This window comes from Longimicrobium sp., assembly GCF_036280135.1.
Classification (GTDB): domain Bacteria; phylum Gemmatimonadota; class Gemmatimonadetes; order Longimicrobiales; family Longimicrobiaceae; genus Longimicrobium.
In genome coordinates, this window is sequence record NZ_DASURI010000135.1 from 1 (window position 1) to 15,695 (window position 15,695).

General features: G+C 71.1%; 15 protein-coding genes. 11 read left to right on the top strand and 4 right to left on the bottom strand.

Going from position 1 to position 15,695, the window contains the following annotated elements; all coding sequences use genetic code 11:
• Positions 1–141 precede the first annotated feature (141 nt).
• The gene (locus VFZ20_RS04120; protein WP_329682562.1) at positions 142–504 is read left to right on the top strand and encodes a quinone oxidoreductase family protein; all 363 of its coding nucleotides are present in this window, start codon (positions 142–144) and stop codon (positions 502–504) included.
• Between the two features lie 545 nt (positions 505–1,049).
• Here VFZ20_RS04120 and VFZ20_RS04125 read toward each other — a convergent pair.
• Both VFZ20_RS04125 and VFZ20_RS04130 read right to left on the bottom strand, forming a co-directional pair.
• The gene (locus VFZ20_RS04125; RefSeq protein WP_329682563.1) at positions 1,050–2,321 is read right to left on the bottom strand and encodes an ABC transporter permease; all 1,272 of its coding nucleotides are present in this window, start codon (positions 2,319–2,321) and stop codon (positions 1,050–1,052) included.
• A complete protein-coding gene (locus VFZ20_RS04130; protein WP_329682564.1) occupies positions 2,314–3,270 on the bottom strand; it encodes an ABC transporter ATP-binding protein in 957 nt (318 codons plus the stop codon). The genes VFZ20_RS04125 and VFZ20_RS04130 overlap by 8 nt, the downstream gene beginning before the upstream one ends.
• A 321-nt stretch (positions 3,271–3,591) precedes the next feature.
• On the opposite strand from VFZ20_RS04130, the gene VFZ20_RS04135 reads away from it, so the two are divergent.
• Genes VFZ20_RS04135 through VFZ20_RS04145 form a run of 3 tightly spaced genes read left to right on the top strand, consistent with a single transcriptional unit; the run spans position 3,592 to position 4,966 of the window.
• Entirely contained in the window at positions 3,592–4,035 is a 444-nt protein-coding gene (locus VFZ20_RS04135; protein WP_329682565.1) for a GatB/YqeY domain-containing protein, read from the top strand.
• 23 nt (positions 4,036–4,058) lie between these two features.
• A complete protein-coding gene (locus VFZ20_RS04140) occupies positions 4,059–4,718 on the top strand; it encodes a hypothetical protein (protein ID WP_329682566.1) in 660 nt (219 codons plus the stop codon).
• The gene (locus tag VFZ20_RS04145) at positions 4,715–4,966 is read left to right on the top strand and encodes a hypothetical protein (protein ID WP_329682567.1); all 252 of its coding nucleotides are present in this window, start codon (positions 4,715–4,717) and stop codon (positions 4,964–4,966) included. Before VFZ20_RS04140 ends, VFZ20_RS04145 begins: the two co-directional genes overlap by 4 nt.
• A 62-nt stretch (positions 4,967–5,028) precedes the next feature.
• Here VFZ20_RS04145 and VFZ20_RS04150 read toward each other — a convergent pair whose 3' ends face one another.
• Both VFZ20_RS04150 and VFZ20_RS04155 read right to left on the bottom strand, forming a co-directional pair.
• Complete coding sequence (locus VFZ20_RS04150) at positions 5,029–5,340, bottom strand: hypothetical protein (RefSeq protein ID WP_329682568.1); 312 nt, start codon at positions 5,338–5,340, stop codon at positions 5,029–5,031.
• 183 nt (positions 5,341–5,523) lie between these two features.
• Positions 5,524–6,222, bottom strand: coding sequence for a metal-dependent transcriptional regulator (locus VFZ20_RS04155; RefSeq protein ID WP_329682569.1), 699 nt, complete (start codon positions 6,220–6,222; stop codon positions 5,524–5,526).
• A 292-nt stretch (positions 6,223–6,514) separates the two neighbouring features.
• Between VFZ20_RS04155 and VFZ20_RS04160 the strand changes: the two genes are divergently transcribed.
• From VFZ20_RS04160 to VFZ20_RS04190, 7 genes are all read left to right on the top strand, one after another.
• Positions 6,515–7,024, top strand: a complete 510-nt coding sequence (locus VFZ20_RS04160) for a hypothetical protein (protein ID WP_329682570.1) — start codon at positions 6,515–6,517, stop codon at positions 7,022–7,024.
• Between the two features lie 5 nt (positions 7,025–7,029).
• A complete protein-coding gene (locus tag VFZ20_RS04165; RefSeq protein WP_329682571.1) occupies positions 7,030–7,707 on the top strand; it encodes a hypothetical protein in 678 nt (225 codons plus the stop codon).
• A complete protein-coding gene (locus VFZ20_RS04170; RefSeq protein WP_329682572.1) occupies positions 7,704–8,759 on the top strand; it encodes an HD-GYP domain-containing protein in 1,056 nt (351 codons plus the stop codon). Before VFZ20_RS04165 ends, VFZ20_RS04170 begins: the two co-directional genes overlap by 4 nt.
• 496 nt (positions 8,760–9,255) lie before the next feature.
• Positions 9,256–11,382 carry an acylase gene (locus tag VFZ20_RS04175; RefSeq protein ID WP_329682573.1) on the top strand — a complete coding sequence of 709 codons (2,127 nt, stop codon included), beginning with the start codon at positions 9,256–9,258 and terminating at the stop codon, positions 11,380–11,382.
• The gene (locus VFZ20_RS04180) at positions 11,379–12,035 is read left to right on the top strand and encodes a hypothetical protein (protein ID WP_329682574.1); all 657 of its coding nucleotides are present in this window, start codon (positions 11,379–11,381) and stop codon (positions 12,033–12,035) included. Before VFZ20_RS04175 ends, VFZ20_RS04180 begins: the two co-directional genes overlap by 4 nt.
• 399 nt (positions 12,036–12,434) lie before the next feature.
• A complete protein-coding gene (locus VFZ20_RS04185; RefSeq protein ID WP_329682575.1) occupies positions 12,435–15,149 on the top strand; it encodes a valine--tRNA ligase in 2,715 nt (904 codons plus the stop codon).
• A 2-nt stretch (positions 15,150–15,151) separates the two neighbouring features.
• Positions 15,152–15,695 (top strand): Ig-like domain-containing protein (locus VFZ20_RS04190; RefSeq protein WP_329682576.1); only part of this gene is annotated, 544 nt, incomplete at its 3' end.

Genomic DNA, 15,695 nt, shown 5'->3' on the forward strand with positions numbered 1-15,695 from the left:
ACGGCGCGCAAGCTGCGGTCACGCGGTTGGCGGATGGGGATCGGCATCGGCAAGGTCCAGCCCGGGAGGATGCGTGACGGATGGGAGGGAAGTGAGGGGCGGCGGTCGGCTCGAGGCGGGCGCGGACGCGGCGGACGGGCGATGAAGGCCATCGTCCTGGACCGGCACGGCGGCCCGGAGGTGCTGCGCGTGCGCGAGGTCCCCGATCCGGAGCCGGGCGCGGGGCAGGTGCGCGTGCGCGTGGACGCCATCGGCATCAACTACGCGGAGGTGCTGTCGCGGAAGGGGCTCTATGGCTGGGCGCCGCCCATGCCGTACACGCCGGGAATGGAGGCGACGGGCACCCTCGACGCACTGGGCCCGGGCGTCCAGGGGCGGACGATCGGCGAGCGGGTGATCGTGGGCGCCCAGTTCGGCGCGTACGCGGAGTGCATCGTGGTGCCGGAGCCGCAGGCGCTGCCGGATGCGGGTTTCCGCGGAGGGAGCGTGCGGATACGAACCTGATCGGGACGTCGCAGCGCCCCAGCCGGAGCGAATGATGCCGATTGCGGGTCTGATCCGGTGAGGCCGTCTCCCAGCCGGAGCGAATGAATTCGCCGCTGGAAAGGCACGAAGTCCGCCTGCGCGGACTGCCCCAGCACGGGCGGCGCCACGTGCACCGGGGCAGGCCTCGAGAGCTCGAACGCGGCCGGTGTGCACAGCGTTGGTGTGCGGCAGGAGCTGTCGGCGAAGGCCGACATCGCGCAGTCAGAGCCGCGAATTCATTCGCCGGGGCTGGGGCGCCGCGATGCCGATTCGGATCCGCAACCGGCATGATTCGCCGCTGGAAAGGCGCGAAGTCCACCCGCGCCGACTGCCCGGGACGGTCGCCGGAGTACACCGTTGCCCCCTTTGATCCACGCTTGGGAGCCGGATCCATCCCGGGCCACAAGCGACGAGGAGGGGCGCGCCGGATGCCGGCGCGCCCCTCCTTTCGAATCCGACGCAGTTGCAGGCTGTCCCCTGTAACCTGTCCCCTGTAACCCGCGGTTCCGCCGTTCAGCAGCCGTTCACGCCATCCGCAGCCAGCGGATGAGCTCCGCGAACGTGGGCTTCTTCCCCGTGCTCAGGATGCCCACGCGGTAGATCTTGGCGGCGATCCACACCACGGCCGCCGTGCCCACCACCAGCAGCGCCAGCGACGCCACCACCTCCAGCGCGGGGACGTCCGTGGCCACGGCGCGCACCGGCATCACCAGCGGCGACGTGAGGGGGATGAGCGAGAACATGCGCGCCGTGCTGCCCAGCGGGTCCGTGAGGATGGGCATGATGAACATGATGGGCACGAACAGGGGCAGCATCATGGGCAGCGTGAGCTGCTGCGCCTCCTGCTCGCTCGTCACGGCCGAGCCCGCGGCCGCGTACATGGCCGCGTACAGCACGAAGCCCAGGGTGAAGAACACCAGCAGGATGACCCACACCTGCGGCGCCAGCTTGAGCGCGCCGAACGCCCCCGCGCTCATCCCGAACTTGCGCGTGAGCATGGCCTGCTGCGACGAGATCAGCGCCGCGAAGGTCGCCCAGATGGTGATCTGCAGCAGCGCCACGGACGCCAGCCCCAGCACCTTGCCCGCCATCAGCTGCATGGGCCGCACGGAGCTGACGATGACCTCCACGATGCGGTTGTTCTTTTCCTCCAGCACGCTGCGCATGGCGTTCTGCCCGTACAGCGTGATGATCTGCAGGAACAGGAACATGATGACGTACGCCGTGATGAGGGTGGCGAACACGTTCGCGCCCTCCTTGCCCTCGCCCGTGATGCGCGCCGCCTCCACGCGCACGTCGCGCACGAGCGCGGCCACCTGCGGCGCCGTGAGCCCGCTGTCGCGCAGCCGCTCCTGCTGCACCACGGCCGTCACGGCCTGCTGCACGTCCTCCACCACCTTGAGGTTGGTGACGTCGCGGGCGCGGTAGGCCACCTGGTTGCTCTGCAGCACGTCCGGGCCCACGACGAGGTAGCCGTCGATCTCCTTGCGCTCCACGCGGCCGTTGAGCGCGTCGCGCTGGCTTTCCAGCGTGCCCTGCGTGCGCTCCACCTTGTAGCGGATGGCGCTCTTGTCGTCGCGCGGCGCCTGCAGCGCCTGGGCCACCCGCTCGCCGATCCCCCCGGGCGACTGGTCCACGAGGACCAGCGTGCGCTCGCCGCCGCCCGTCTTGATGACAGCGGGGAGAAAGATCATGGCGATCATGAACACGGGAAACAGCACCGTGCCCAGGATGAACGCCTTGGTGCGCACGCGCTCCAGGAACTCGCGGCGGATGATGAGCAGCACGTTACGCATGGGCCACCTCCGGGCGGCGACGGGGACGCGCGGCATCGCCCACGCGCTGAACGAAGATCTCGTGAAGGCTGGGCTGCACGTGCTCGAACCGGGAGAGCGCCACGTCCAGCTGGTTGGCGGCCGTGACCAGGGCGCGCGGGTCGGCGTCGGGCTTGAGCTCCACCTCCCAGGCGTCCTGGATGCGGTCCGCCCGCTCGAAGCCGGGCCAGGTGGCCATGAATCGGTTCGCCGCGTCCGAGGCCTCGTCGAACGCCAGGGCGTAGTGGTTGGTGCGGTGCGCGCGGCGAATGTCGCGCAGGTTGCCGTCCAGCACCTTTTCGCCGCCGGCGATGATGCAGACGTGCTCGCACATCTGCTCCGCCTGCTCCATGTTGTGCGTGCTGAAGATGACGGTGCGGCCTTCCTTGCGGGCGTCCAGGATGGTGTCGCGCAGCACCTCCTGGTTCACGGGGTCCAGGCCGGAGTGGGGCTCGTCCAGGATCAGCAGCTCCGGGCCATGGACGATGGTGGCGATGAACTGCACCTTTTGCTGCATGCCCTTGCTGAGCGTCTCCACCTTGGCGTTGCGCCAGTCGGCCAGCCCCATGCGCTCCAGCCACCGCTCGCCCTCGCGCACGGCCGTGGCCCGCGCCACGCCCTTGAGCTCGGCGAAGAAGGTGATGACGTCGATCACCGACATCTTCTTGTACAATCCCCGCTCCTCGGGCAGGTAGCCCACGCGCGAAAGCACGCGCGGGTCGCGCTCGGGGTCGGCGCCCAGCAGCTGGATGGTGCCCGCGTCGCGGATGATGATGTTCATCACCATGCGCAGCGTGGTGGACTTGCCCGCGCCGTTGGGGCCCAGGATTCCGTAGATGGTGCCGGTGGGCACCGTGAGGCTGAGGTGCTTGACCGCAGCGTGGCCGGCATAGCTCTTGGAGACGCCGTCCAGCAGGAGTGCGTGGCTCATACGCCCTTGGGGATGAGAGACCTGCGTCGGGGATCCGTGGGGGCGGACCTGCCCGGGTGACGCGCGCGGTGATACGGAGCCGGCGCGCCGCGGGTTTCGCGGAAGTGGATGGGGATTGGCCACAACGGTAAACGATTGCCCCGCACCGTGCAACGGCTCGACGGGAAAGAGCCGTTGCCCGCTGTCCCGTGTCCCCTGTCCCCCGCAGGGCCGTTGCAGGCTATTCCCTGTTCCCTCGTGGCCCGTTGAGCCAAACGCCTCCGCGCGGTTAGATTCCCGGCTTCGAGACCGACCGCCGTTTTCAACCGACCGAGAGCCATCATGCCGGACCCGACGCTCGTGGAGCAGTTGCGCGCCGACCTCATGCAGGCGCGCAAGGACCGCGACAAGCTGCGCACCACCACCCTCACCACGTTCCTGGCCGAGATCAAGAACAAGGAGATCGACCAGGGCGGCCCCGTGAGCGACGAGGACGTGCGGGGGCTCCTGGTGACGGCCATCAAGCGCCGCCGCGAGGCCGCCGAGCAGATGCGCGCCGGCAACCGCGCCGAGCTGGCCGAGAAGGAGGAGCAGGAGGGCGGGATGCTGCAGGCCTACCTGCCGCCGGCCCTGGGCGAGGACGAGGTGCGCGGCTTTATCGCCGAGGCCATCGCGGGCGGCGCCAAGGACGTGGGCGGCGTGATGAAGGCCGTGATGCCCCGCGCCAAGGGCCGGTTCGACGGCAAGGAGCTCAACCGCCTGGTCCGCGAGGCCCTGGCGGGGTAAATGGACGAAGTGACGCGCGGGGCTTGCGCGTCACTCTGTCCTTGTTTAAGCTCTCTTTTGCTGTTCCCGTTCTGGTTGACAACCCGGACCCTGGTCGCGCGAATCCAATGCCTTCGCGTTCACTGCTACGATGGCGTGCTACCGGACGCAGAGCGCTGAACGAGATCGAAGCGGCGCATCGCGCGGTTGGTGGCGGGCGTGCCGGGCGCTTCGCGGCACAGCAGCTGACGCAAGCCTACGTCCTGCTGTTGTCTTCGCACTTTCAGCGATTCTGCCGCGACCTGCACTCGGAATGCGCAGACCACCTGGTCAACGCTACAACGCCGGCCCATGTGGCGGCCGTGTTCCGCGCCCGATTCGCGGAAGGACGCAAGCTCAACATCGGCAATCCCAACCCCGGCAACATCGGTGCGGATTTCGCGCACCTCGGGATCGATGTCTGGAGGGAGCTTCATTCCCGCGCAAAACTCAACGCCGCGCGGCAAAGAAAGCTGCAGGCCCTCTGCGACTGGCGGAACGCGGTGGCGCACAACGACTTCAGGAAACCCGTGCTCAACGGCCGAACGGAGCCGACGCTGTCGGAGGTGCGTGCATGGCGGGCGGCGTGCCACGGGCTTGCAGTGGACTTGGACCGCATCATGGCTGCATATTTGAAGCGTCAGACCAACGTCGCACCCTGGTGAGCCTGATGAGCAGATCGCGAAAGGCCGGAGAACCGGAAGGACTGCAGCTCGGCACCCGCGTCCGCGTCCATTTTCCCGGCGCGAAGCTGGATGCGGAGGTCGTGGAGGATCGCGGGTTCATCGGTGTGGGAGGACGCCAGCTGGTCGTCGTCCGGACGCTGGAGGAAACCTACTTCCCCCGCGAGATGGAGCTGGCGGCCGCCGACCTGGAAATCCTGGGTCCGCCACGAGCAGGCCGGGCCGCATGACGAACGAGAGGCCGTCTCCCCGAGGGGAGGCGGCCTGTTCGCTTGTATTGGCGGATGCGCGGTCAGTCGAGCAGGTCGTCGACGGCGTCCAGGACGGGCTCGCGGCCCAGGTTGGCCGTCTCGTACGCCCGGATGCGCAGCAGCGTGTCGCGGTCCAGGTCCGCGTCCGACAGCCAGTCCAGCAGCGTGTCGCGGTCCATGCCGTCGTAGCCCAGCACGGGCTCCTCGCCGTCGGCGATCAGCACGTCGCCGTCATCGTCGTCGCGGCCGGGCAGGGCCGGGCGTAGCCAGCGGCCCCGCGAGGAATCCCGAAAGGCGATCGCCACCACGCCCACGGCCGCCACACCCAGCATCACCTTCAGTAGTCTGCTCATCGTTCCGCTCGTTCGTAAGGGTTGGTCCCGTGCGCCAAGGCGAGCAAAACGCCGGCCACTGGACCGCGGGGGACAGGGAATCGCCGGCAACGACGAGGAGACGGCGTTTCGGGATCTCCAGCGGTGGAAACAACGGCCCGCATCCGCCCGTACCGGTCACGGGCGGGTGCGGGCCGTCGGGCGTCAGGAGTTCGCGTCGGCGTCGGCGGGCGGGGCTTCGCGCACGCGGATGCGCTGGGCCAGCGAGTGCGAGATGACGGCGGGCGCGCCGTTCACGGAAAGGGAGACGGGGCCCTCGAAGGGCGACTTTTCCACCACCTGCACGCGCGCGCCGGGGCGCAGGCTCAGCGAGCCCAGGTAGCGCAACTGGTCGGCCTCCTGCACCTGCACCTCCAGCACCTGGCGCGTGTCGCCGGGCTCCAGGTCGCACAGGGCGGGGTAGGGGCCCGTGTCCACCTCGCCCGTGGCGGTGGGGATGGCGCTGCCGTGCGGGTCGCGGTCGGGCTCGCCCATCAGCCGGGCCAGGCGCTCGATGAGCTCGTCGCTGGCGGCGTGCTCCAGGCGCTCGGCCTCGTCGTGGACGCGGTCCCACTCGTAGCCGAGCTTTTCCACCAGGAACAGCTCCAGCACGCGGTGGCGGCGGATGATGCGCAGGGCGGCCAGCTCGCCGGCGGCCATCAGGCGCACGCCGTAGTAGGGCTCGTGGCGCAGCAGCCCCTGCTCGGCCAGGCGCTTGATCATGGCCGTGACGGCGGCGGCCGTGAGCCCCAGGCGCTCCGCGATGCGCGAGGTGGAAACGGGCGATTCCACCTGCTGCAGCATCCAGACGGCCTTGAGGTAGTCTTCGACGACGGGCGTGTACTGGCGGTCGGTGGTGTGCATGGGTGGAAGTGTCGGGAGCGGACGGCGGGGTGTCAAGCGGGAGCGTCAGGGAATAGGGAATAGGGAATAGGGAATAGCCTGCAACGGCATCGGCCGCGTGGGCCTGGTCACGGGATGACCTGCTCACCCACGCCCGGAGCCCCCCTGCGTCCCATCCCGCTATTCCCTATTCCCTATTCCCTATTCCCTGCGGTGTCGGGCACGAATCCCGCACCGCCGCGCCGCATCCCGACCCGGCACACACTTTCCCACCCGCCCCGGCGCCGCTTATGTTCAGCCGGTCCTGACCCGCATGGCATCCGCAGAACCCGTGACCGATCTCGCGCGCACCGACCGACGCCGCTGGCTGGCCCCGGCCGCCCTCGCGGCCGCGCTGCTGTCGCTGGCGCTCAACGGCGTGCTGCTGTTCATGCTCATGCGCCCCGAGCGCCTGGTGTCGCCCATGGTGAACCGGGCCCTGGACCGGCTGGAGACGCAGGACGCCACGCTCAAGTACCAGGTGCGCATCCCCGCGGGAATGCCCGTGCACTTCGACATCCCCGTGGACGAGCGGTACGAGGTGCGGCTCAACACGACCCTTCCCATCAACACGGTCGTGACGCTGCCCTTCAACACCCCGTTCGGCAACCGCACGGTGAATGTGCCCGTGCGGACGACGATCCCCATCCGCCAGACGGTGCCCATCCACCTGCGCGACACCTTTCGGCTGCGCACGCAAACGCAGGCCGAGATCGTGGTGCCGCTGGAGATTCCCATCCGTGACCTGCCGCTGGACGCCCTGCGGCAGTCGCTGAAGCCTTGACGATCATGCAGCACAAAGCCCTGCCCCTCGCCCTGCTCGTGCTCGCCGCCGCCTGCGGAGACCGCGGCGAGCCGCGCGTGGCCACCGGCACGCCCGCCGTGGACTCGGCCCTGCGCCCCGGCGGCGCCGTCACCCCGGCCGACGTGGCCGCGCCCGTCTCGTCGTGGCAAAGCAACCCCACCCAGGGCGTCTCGCTCACCCTGGGCACCCCGTCCGTGGTGGAGACGGGACCCCACACGCTGCTGTGGCAGGAGGGCGCGGCGGAGCTGGCGCCGCCGTACACCGTCCGCGCGGAGCTGCGCAAGCGCGCCGGCCGGCTGCACGAGGGCTACGGCATCGTCTTTGGCGGCAGCGGGCTGGAGGGCGCGGAGACCGGGCAGGCGTACAGCTACTTCCTGGTCCGCGGCGACGGCAGCTACCTCATCAAGCGCCGCGAGGGCGCGGCCACGCCCGTCGTCCGCGACTGGACGCGGCACCCGCGCATCGCCCGCGACGTGAACGGCGAGGGGCGGCCCAACGCGCTGGAGGTGCGCGTGGGGGCGGACACCACCGTCTTTGCCGTCAACGGGGCCGAGGTGGCGCGCGTGCCTTCCGCCGAGCTCAGCGTGCGCGGGCGGGCCGGGCTGCGCATCGCCCACGACGTGGTGGTGGAGGTGGGCACGTTCGGCGCGGGGGCGCCGTGACGGGTCCCCTTCGCGTGATCGTCGCGGACGACGACGCGTCCATCCGCGCCGTCCTGCGCACGCTGCTGGCCGAAGAGTCGTTCACGGTGCGCGAGGCGGAGGATGGGGTCGATGCCCTGCGGCAGTTCATGGCCGGCGGCGCGGACCTCATCTTCAGCGACCTGCAGATGCCGGGAATGGGCGGGCTGGACCTGCTGCGCCGCGTCCGCGCCGTGGATGACACGGTGGGCTTCATCATCCTCACGGGCGCGGGGACGGTGGAGAACGCCGTGGAAGCCCTGCGGCTGCAGGCGGACGACTACCTCGTCAAGCCGTTCCACGTAGCCGAGGTGCAGCTGGCCGCCGAGCGGGCCGTGAGCTACCGCCGCCTGCTGCGCGAGAACCGCAGCTACCAGCAGCACCTGGAAGAGCGGGTTGCCGAGCAGGCGGGGCAGATCGAGACGCTGCTGATGGATGCGCTCCGGTCGCTCGCGACGGCCATCGAGACGCGCGACGACTACACGGGCGGGCACGTGGAGCGCGTGGCCCGCTACGCCACGGCCACGGGGCGCGAGATGGGGCTCACGGGCGAGGAGCTGCGGGCCCTGTGGGTGGGTGCGCTGCTGCACGACGTGGGCAAGATCGGCGTGCCCGACCAGGTGCTCAAGAAGCCGGCACCGCTCACGTACGAGGAGTACGAGGAGATGAAGCGCCATCCCGAGATCGGCGCCACCATCATGGAGCGCAGCTCGTTCCTGCGCCCCGGCCTGCCCGCCGTGCTGCACCACCAGGAGCGCTACGACGGCTCCGGCTACCCGTACGGCCTGCGCGGCGCGGACATCTCGCTCCAGGGGCGCATCGTGGCCGTGGTGGACACGTTCGACGCCATCGTGAGCTCGCGCCCGTACCGCAACGGCAGCAGCAACGAGCACGCCCTGTCGGAGATCCGCCGCAACGCGGGCACGCAGTTCGATCCCGACGTCGTCGAGGCGTTCATGCGCGCGGCGGAGAAGGGCTTTCCCGACGATCCCGACGCCCCCCGCCTCCCCGACCGCGCCGCGGAGATGGTCTAGGGCGGATTCGGCGGATTCTACGGATTTGACGCCGGCTCCTCGCCGAGCGAATGAATTCGCCGCTGGAAGTTCGCGAAGTCCGCCTGCGCGGACTGGTCCAGCGCGGGCGAGTACCGCGACCCGGCGCGAGGTTCGGCGAGGCGGCAACATCACCTACCCGCGCAGCGGGGGAGGTCGCGAGTCGACGAGCGGGAGGGGGCCTCTGCGCGGGGCCAACCTCCTCCGCGATGAAATTCTCCCCTCTCCGCGAGGAACGAGCGGGGAGGGGCCGGGGGAGGGGCGGGCTGCTGCCGGCGAGGGCCACGCTCCCGGAGATGAAGTTCTCCCTTCCCCCATGCAGTTTATGGGGGAAGGGCCGGGGATGGGGGGCGCCCTACGATCCGCGTGGTCCATCCGTCCCGCGCGATCGATCCCGCACGATCCGTCCGCCCCACGTTTCTGACCGTAATCCGAGTCTTTTCGAGTCCGACACACCCTCCACGCCCGAGCGACCGACGTGCGCGCCATTCGCCTGATCTGCATCCCCTTCCTTCTCGCCGCGTGCGCGCCGGGCGCGGGCGGCGGCGCGCGGCCCGGGCCCGATCCGCAGACGCCGGCGCCCGGCCAGTCCGAGATCCTGTGGGACACGTGGGGCGTGCCGCACGTCTACGGCCGCACGGCGGAAGACGTGGGCTGGGGGTTCGGCTACGCGCAGGCGCAGCTGCACGGCGACGCCATCCTGCGCCTGTACGGCCTGGCCCGGGGCCGCGGCGCCGAGTACTGGGGCCCACGTTACGCCGCCAGCGACCGGCTGGTGCACACCATGGGCATCCCCGGCGCGGGCCGGGAAGGCTACGAGGCGCAGGAGCCCGACTTTCGGCGCTACCTGGACGCGTTCGCCGAGGGCATCAACGCCTATGCCCGCGCCCACCCGGAGCGGATCGCCGATTCCGTGGAGGCCGTCCTCCCCGTGACGGGTGCGGACCTCGTGGCGCACGGGCACCGGCTGATGTTCACCTTCCTGTCCATCACCGGCGGCAACCCGCCCCCCGTGGGCATGGACGGCCTGCCGACGGGCGCGCGGCCCGGCTCCAACGCGTGGGCCATCGCGCCGCACCGGTCCGCGTCGGGCAACGCCATGCTGCTGGCCAACCCGCACCTGCCCTGGAACGAGGACCTGATGCGCTTCACGGAGGCGCACCTCGTGGGCCCCGGGATGGACCTGTCGGGGACGACGCTCATCGGATTCCCCGTGATCGCCATCGGCTTCAACGACCGGCTGGGGTGGTCGCACACGGTGAACACCATCGACGGGCTGGACGTGTTCACCCTGCGGCTGGCGGACGGCGGATACCGGATGGACGGCGCCGTGCGCCCGTTCGAGACGCGCGCGGACAGCATCCGCATCCGCCAGTCGGACGGAAGCCTCAAGACGGAGACGTTCACCGTCCACAGCAGCGTGCACGGCCCCGTCATCGGCGGAAACGACACGACGGCGCGCGCCGTGGCGGTGCAGGGCCTGGACCAGCACGGCATGCTGCGCCAGTGGTGGGACATGGGCCGCGCGCGGTCGCTGGCGGAGTTCGAGAACGTCGTCCGCCGGCTGCAGGTGAGCATGTTCAACGTGATCTACGCGGACCGCGCGGGGCACATCCTCTACCTGTTCAACGGCCGCGTGCCCGTGCGGGGACAGACGTCGTTCGCGCAGGCGCAGGGCTTTGTCCGCGGCGACACGTCGGCCACGCTGTGGCGCGGGGTGCACGCGTACGACGACCTGCCGCGCATCGTGGACCCCAGGAGCGGGTTCGTGCAGAACTCCAACTCGCCGCCCTGGTTCGCCACGCGGCCCACGCCGCTGGACACGGCGCGCTACCCGGCGTACCTGGCGCCGCGGTGGGTGGCGTTCCGCGAGCAGCGCGCGCTGCACATGCTGGCGGCGGACAGCAGCATCACCTTCGACGAGCTGCTGGCCATGCGGCACGACAGCCACATGCTGCTGGCGGACCGCGTGCTGGACGACCTGATCCCCGCCGCGCGCGCGTCGGGCCGGCCGCTGGCCCTGCAGGCGGCGGACGTGCTGGAGCGCTGGGACCGCGCGGCGGAGCCGGACAGCCGCGGGGCCATGCTCTTCATGCTGTGGGCGTACCGGATGTTCGAGGGGATTCCCGAGACGGGGCGCGGGTTCGCGCGGCCGTGGAGCCCGTCCGACCCCATCAACACGCCGGACGGGCTGGCGGACCCCGCGGCGGCCGTGGCGGCGCTGGAGCAGGTGGCGGAGCTGATGCGGACGCGGATGGGCGGGATGGACGCGCCCTGGGGCCAGCTCAACCGCATCGGCACGTTCCCCGGCACGGGCGCGCCGGGCGACCCCCTGGGCGTGTTCCACGTCATCTCCTACGCGCAGCAGGGCGACGCGGGACAGGCCGTCTTCGGCGACACGTACGTGGCCGCGGTGGAGTTCACGCGCGACGGCCCGCGCGGGCAGGTGGTGCTGAGCTACGGCAACGCCACGCAGCCCGGCAACCCCCACGCGGGCGACCAGCTTCGGCTCATCGCGGAGAAGCGGATGCGGCCCATCTGGCGCACCCGCGCGGACGTGGAGGCCAACCTGGAAGCCCGCACGCCCATCGAGCGGGCGCCGTGAAGCTGGCCGTCTGCATCGCCCTCGCACTGCTCTCCGCCGCTGCCTGCGCGCCGGGTGTGCGCGGCGGACCGGCGCCGGCGCCCGGGACCGTGCGGGTGGCGCTGGTGGATTCCGTCCCCTTCTCCACGGAGCTGGAGGACGGCTGGCTGCCCCACGTGGAGGTGCGCACACCGGCCGGCGCCGACACTCTCGCGGACGTGCTGACGGCGGCGGAGCCCGTCGTGCTGCCGGATGGGCGCGTGCTGGGCTTCGCGTGGGACGGCCCGGACCTGCGCGCCGCGTTCGCGTACGACCCCGCGCGCCGACGGCTGCGGTGGATGGAGCTGCCGGACGATGCCGACCGCCTGTTCACCCTGCCCGCGTTCTCGCCGGACGGCCGGCACCTCGCCTACGTGGCGTACGACACGGAGCACGGCGTGGCGTGGGGGATGGTGCGCCGCGACGTGCGCGGTCCCGTCCTCGTGCGGACGATGTCCGTGCCCGTCCCGGCGACGGACGCGGCGATGAACTTCGTGGAGTGGATGGACGCGGAGACGTTCGCGATCCACGTGGACGTGGGCGCGGATGGCTGGCACCGCTTCCGCGGCACCGTCTCCGCCGGCGTGACGGCGCAGGACACGGTGCGGGTTTCGGACGTCGCGCCCGGCACCTGAGCCGGGCGGATCCGCATCACCGACCGAGCGTATCGCCGGAAGGGGGAAGCCCGCGCGAAAGCCCCCCTTCCGCTCGTCGACTCGCGACCTCCCCCGCTGGCGCGGGGGAGGTGTTGTTTTTTCGGCGGAGGGCCGGCGGCGTCCGCGCCGGGACCCGAACAGCGAGGAGCCGCCGTTGCGGGCTGTCCCCTGAAACCTGTTCCCTGTCCCCCGCGGTTGGGGTCCCCGCCCGCGCAGGAACTCCCGCCCGACCCCCGGCAGTCCGCTTCCGCGCGAAATCCCGCGTCCGCGCGAAAACATCGGCTTGACCGACCTGCTACCTTCGGGTAGGTTCCGCGTTTCCGCACGAGCGACACGGGGCGGCGTCTCATCCGCCCCGACATTGGGAGATAGACGAGGATGGCCGAGCCGCTTCCGCCGCAGTACAGCCCGCAGGAGAACGAAGACTCGCTCTACCGCTGGTGGGAAGAGCAGGGGTACTTCCGCGCCGACGCAAACAGCGACCGCGCGCCGTACGTCATCGTCATCCCCCCGCCCAACGTCACGGCCGTGCTGCACATGGGGCACGGGCTCAACAACTCCATCCAGGACACCCTCATCCGCCAGCGGCGCATGCAGGGCCGCGAGGCGCTGTGGCTGCCCGGGACGGACCACGCCGGCATCGCCACGCAGAACGTGGTGGAGCGCCTGCTGGCCAAGGAGGGCAGGACGCGCTACGACCTGGGCCGCGAGGCCTTCGTGGAGCGCGTGTGGGAGTTCGTGGACGAGACGGGCGGCAAGATCCTGGAGCAGCTGCGCGCCATCGGCTGTTCGCTGGACTGGAGCCGCACGCGCTTCACCCTGGACCCCGCGCTGTCCACGGCCGTGCGCGAGGTGTTCGTGCGCCTGCACGAAAAGGGGCTCGTGTACCGCGGCCACCGCATCATCAACTGGTGCCCGCGCTGCCTGACCGCGCTGAGCGACGAGGAGTCGGAGGGCGAGGAGACGCAGGGCAAGCTGTACCACCTGCGCTATCCGCTCGCGGAAGGCGTGGACGCGCCCGGCCTGCCGCGCCTTCCCGACGGCCGCCCGTACCTGGTGGTGGCCACGACGCGTCCCGAGACCATGCTGGGCGACACGGGCGTGGCCGTGCACCCGGACGATGCGCGGTTCGCCGCGCTGGTGGGCAGGGAGATCGACCTGCCGCTCACGGGCCGGCGCATCCCCGTGGTGGCGGACACGTACGTGGACCCGGAGTTCGGCTCGGGCGCGGTGAAGATGACGCCCGCGCACGACCCCAACGACTTTGACGTGGCCCAGCGCACGGGCCTGCCGGCGCTGAACGTGATGACGCCGGACGCCATGATGAACGACGAGGCGCCCGAGGCCTTCCGCGGCATGGACCGCTTCGAGGCCCGCCGCGCCGTCGTCCACGCGTTCGAGGAGCTGGGGCTGCTGGAGCGCGTGGAAGAGCACACGCACGCCGTGCCGCACTGCTACCGCTGCGACACCGTGGTGGAGCCGCGGCTGAGCGAGCAGTGGTTCGTGAAGATGAAGCCGCTGGCCGAGCCCGCCCTGCAGGTGTGGCGCGACGGCGAGCTGCGCTTTCACCCCGAGCGCTTCGGCAAGATCTACGAGCACTGGATGGAGAACATCCGGGACTGGTGCATCAGCCGGCAGCTGTGGTGGGGCCACCGCATTCCCGTGTGGTACTGCCAGGCCGAGGGCTGCGGCGAGACGATCGTGGCGCGCGAGGACCCCACGAGCTGTCCGAAGTGCGGCGGCGGGTCGCTGGAGCAGGACCCGGACGTGCTGGATACCTGGTTCAGCTCGTGGCTGTGGCCGTTCAGCACGCTGGGCTGGCCGGAGGAGACGGAGGACCTGCGCGCCTTCTACCCGGGCCACACGCTGGTGACGGCGCCGGAGATCCTGTTCTTCTGGGTGGCCCGGATGGTGATGGCGGGTATGGAGTTCCGCGGGCAGATCCCGTTCACGGACGTGTACTTCACGGGCACCGTGCGCGACCACATCGGGCGCAAGATGTCCAAGTCGCTGGGCAACGGCATCGACCCGCTGGTGGTCAAGGAGCGCTTTGGCGCCGACGCGCTGCGCTACACGGTCATCAGCGGCAGCGGCGCGGCCACGGACCAGTTCCTCAACTACGAGAACCTGGAAGAGACGTTCGGCCCCGGCCGCAACTTCGCCAACAAGCTGTGGAACGCCGGCCGCTTCGCCCTCATGAACCTGGGCGACGACCCGCGCATCCCCGTGGACGAGGTGCGGGCGGACCTGGAGCCCATGGACCGCTGGATCCTGTCGCGGATGACGCGGGCCGTGCGCGAGGTGACGGACGCGTTCGAGCGGTTCCGCCTGCAGGACTGCGCCATCCGCGCCTACGAGTTCTTCTGGGGCGAGCTGGCCGACTGGTACCTGGAGCTGGTAAAGCCCCGCCTGCGCGGCGACATGGGCGACGCGAGCCGCCGGGCGGCGCAGGCCACCCTGGCCGAGGCGCTGGACACGGCGCTGCGGCTGCTGCACCCGGTGATGCCCTTCATCACCGAGACGGTGTGGCAAAAGCTGCCCCGCGCGGCCGGCGCCGGCGACGCGCTGATGGTGGCGCGCTGGCCCGAGCCCCGGGCCGACTGGGAGGACGAGGCGGCCGAGCGCGCCATCGCCGAGCTGCAGGAGGTGATCGGGGTCGTGCGGGGCATCCGCTCCGAGTACGGCATCCAGCCGGCTGCCCGCGTGCCCGTGCGCATCGCCGGGAGCGACGAGGCCGTGGCGACCATGGAGGCCAGCCGCCGCGCCCTGCGCGACCTGGCCCGCGTGGAGGAATTGTCGTTCGGCGGGGCCAACGGGGAGATCGGGGCCAGCGCCGTGCTGCGCTCGGGGACGGAGGTGTTCATCCCCCTGGCCGGCGTGATCGACCTGGACCGCGAGCGGGCCCGCCTGCGCGAGGAGATCACGCGCATCGACGGGCAGATCGCGGGTGGCGAGAAGAAGCTGTCCAACGAGTCGTTCGTGGCGCGCGCCCCGGAGAACGTGGTGGCGTACGAGCGCGACAAGCTGGCGTCGTTCCGCGAGCAGCGGGGCAAGCTGGCCGACAAGCTGGCGGCGCTGGAGGGCGCGGCTTGACGATGCGCGTCCTCCGCGCCCTGGGCGCCGCGGCCGCCGTGCTGCTGGCGGGGGCGTGCGCGCACATCGAGGCGCCCACGGGCGGGCCCACGGACTCCATCGCGCCCCGGCTGGTAGCCACGCGGCCCGACACCAACGCCGTGCTGCAGGGGTGGACGGGCCCGGCCGTCTTCGTGTTCAGCGAGGGCCTGTCGGAGCAGGGGGTGGAGGAGGCCGTCACGCTCAGCCCGCGCCGCGGCCCCACGGCCGTGGACAAGGAGGGCGACGAGATCCGCGTGCAGCCCCGCCGCGGCTGGCAGCCGGGGACCATCTACCAGGTGGAGGTGGCGCCGGGGCTGCGGGACCGCTTCAACAACGCCACGCGCGAGGGATACCGCCTGGTGTTCAGCACCGGGCCGGCCATCCCCGCCACGCGCGCCGCGGGCCGGGTGACGGACCGCATCACGGGGCAGGTGCCGCAGGACGGGCGGGTGGATGCCATGCGCATTGCCGATTCGCTCGTGTACACCACGCGGCCGGACAGCGCGGGGCGCTACACGCTGTCGC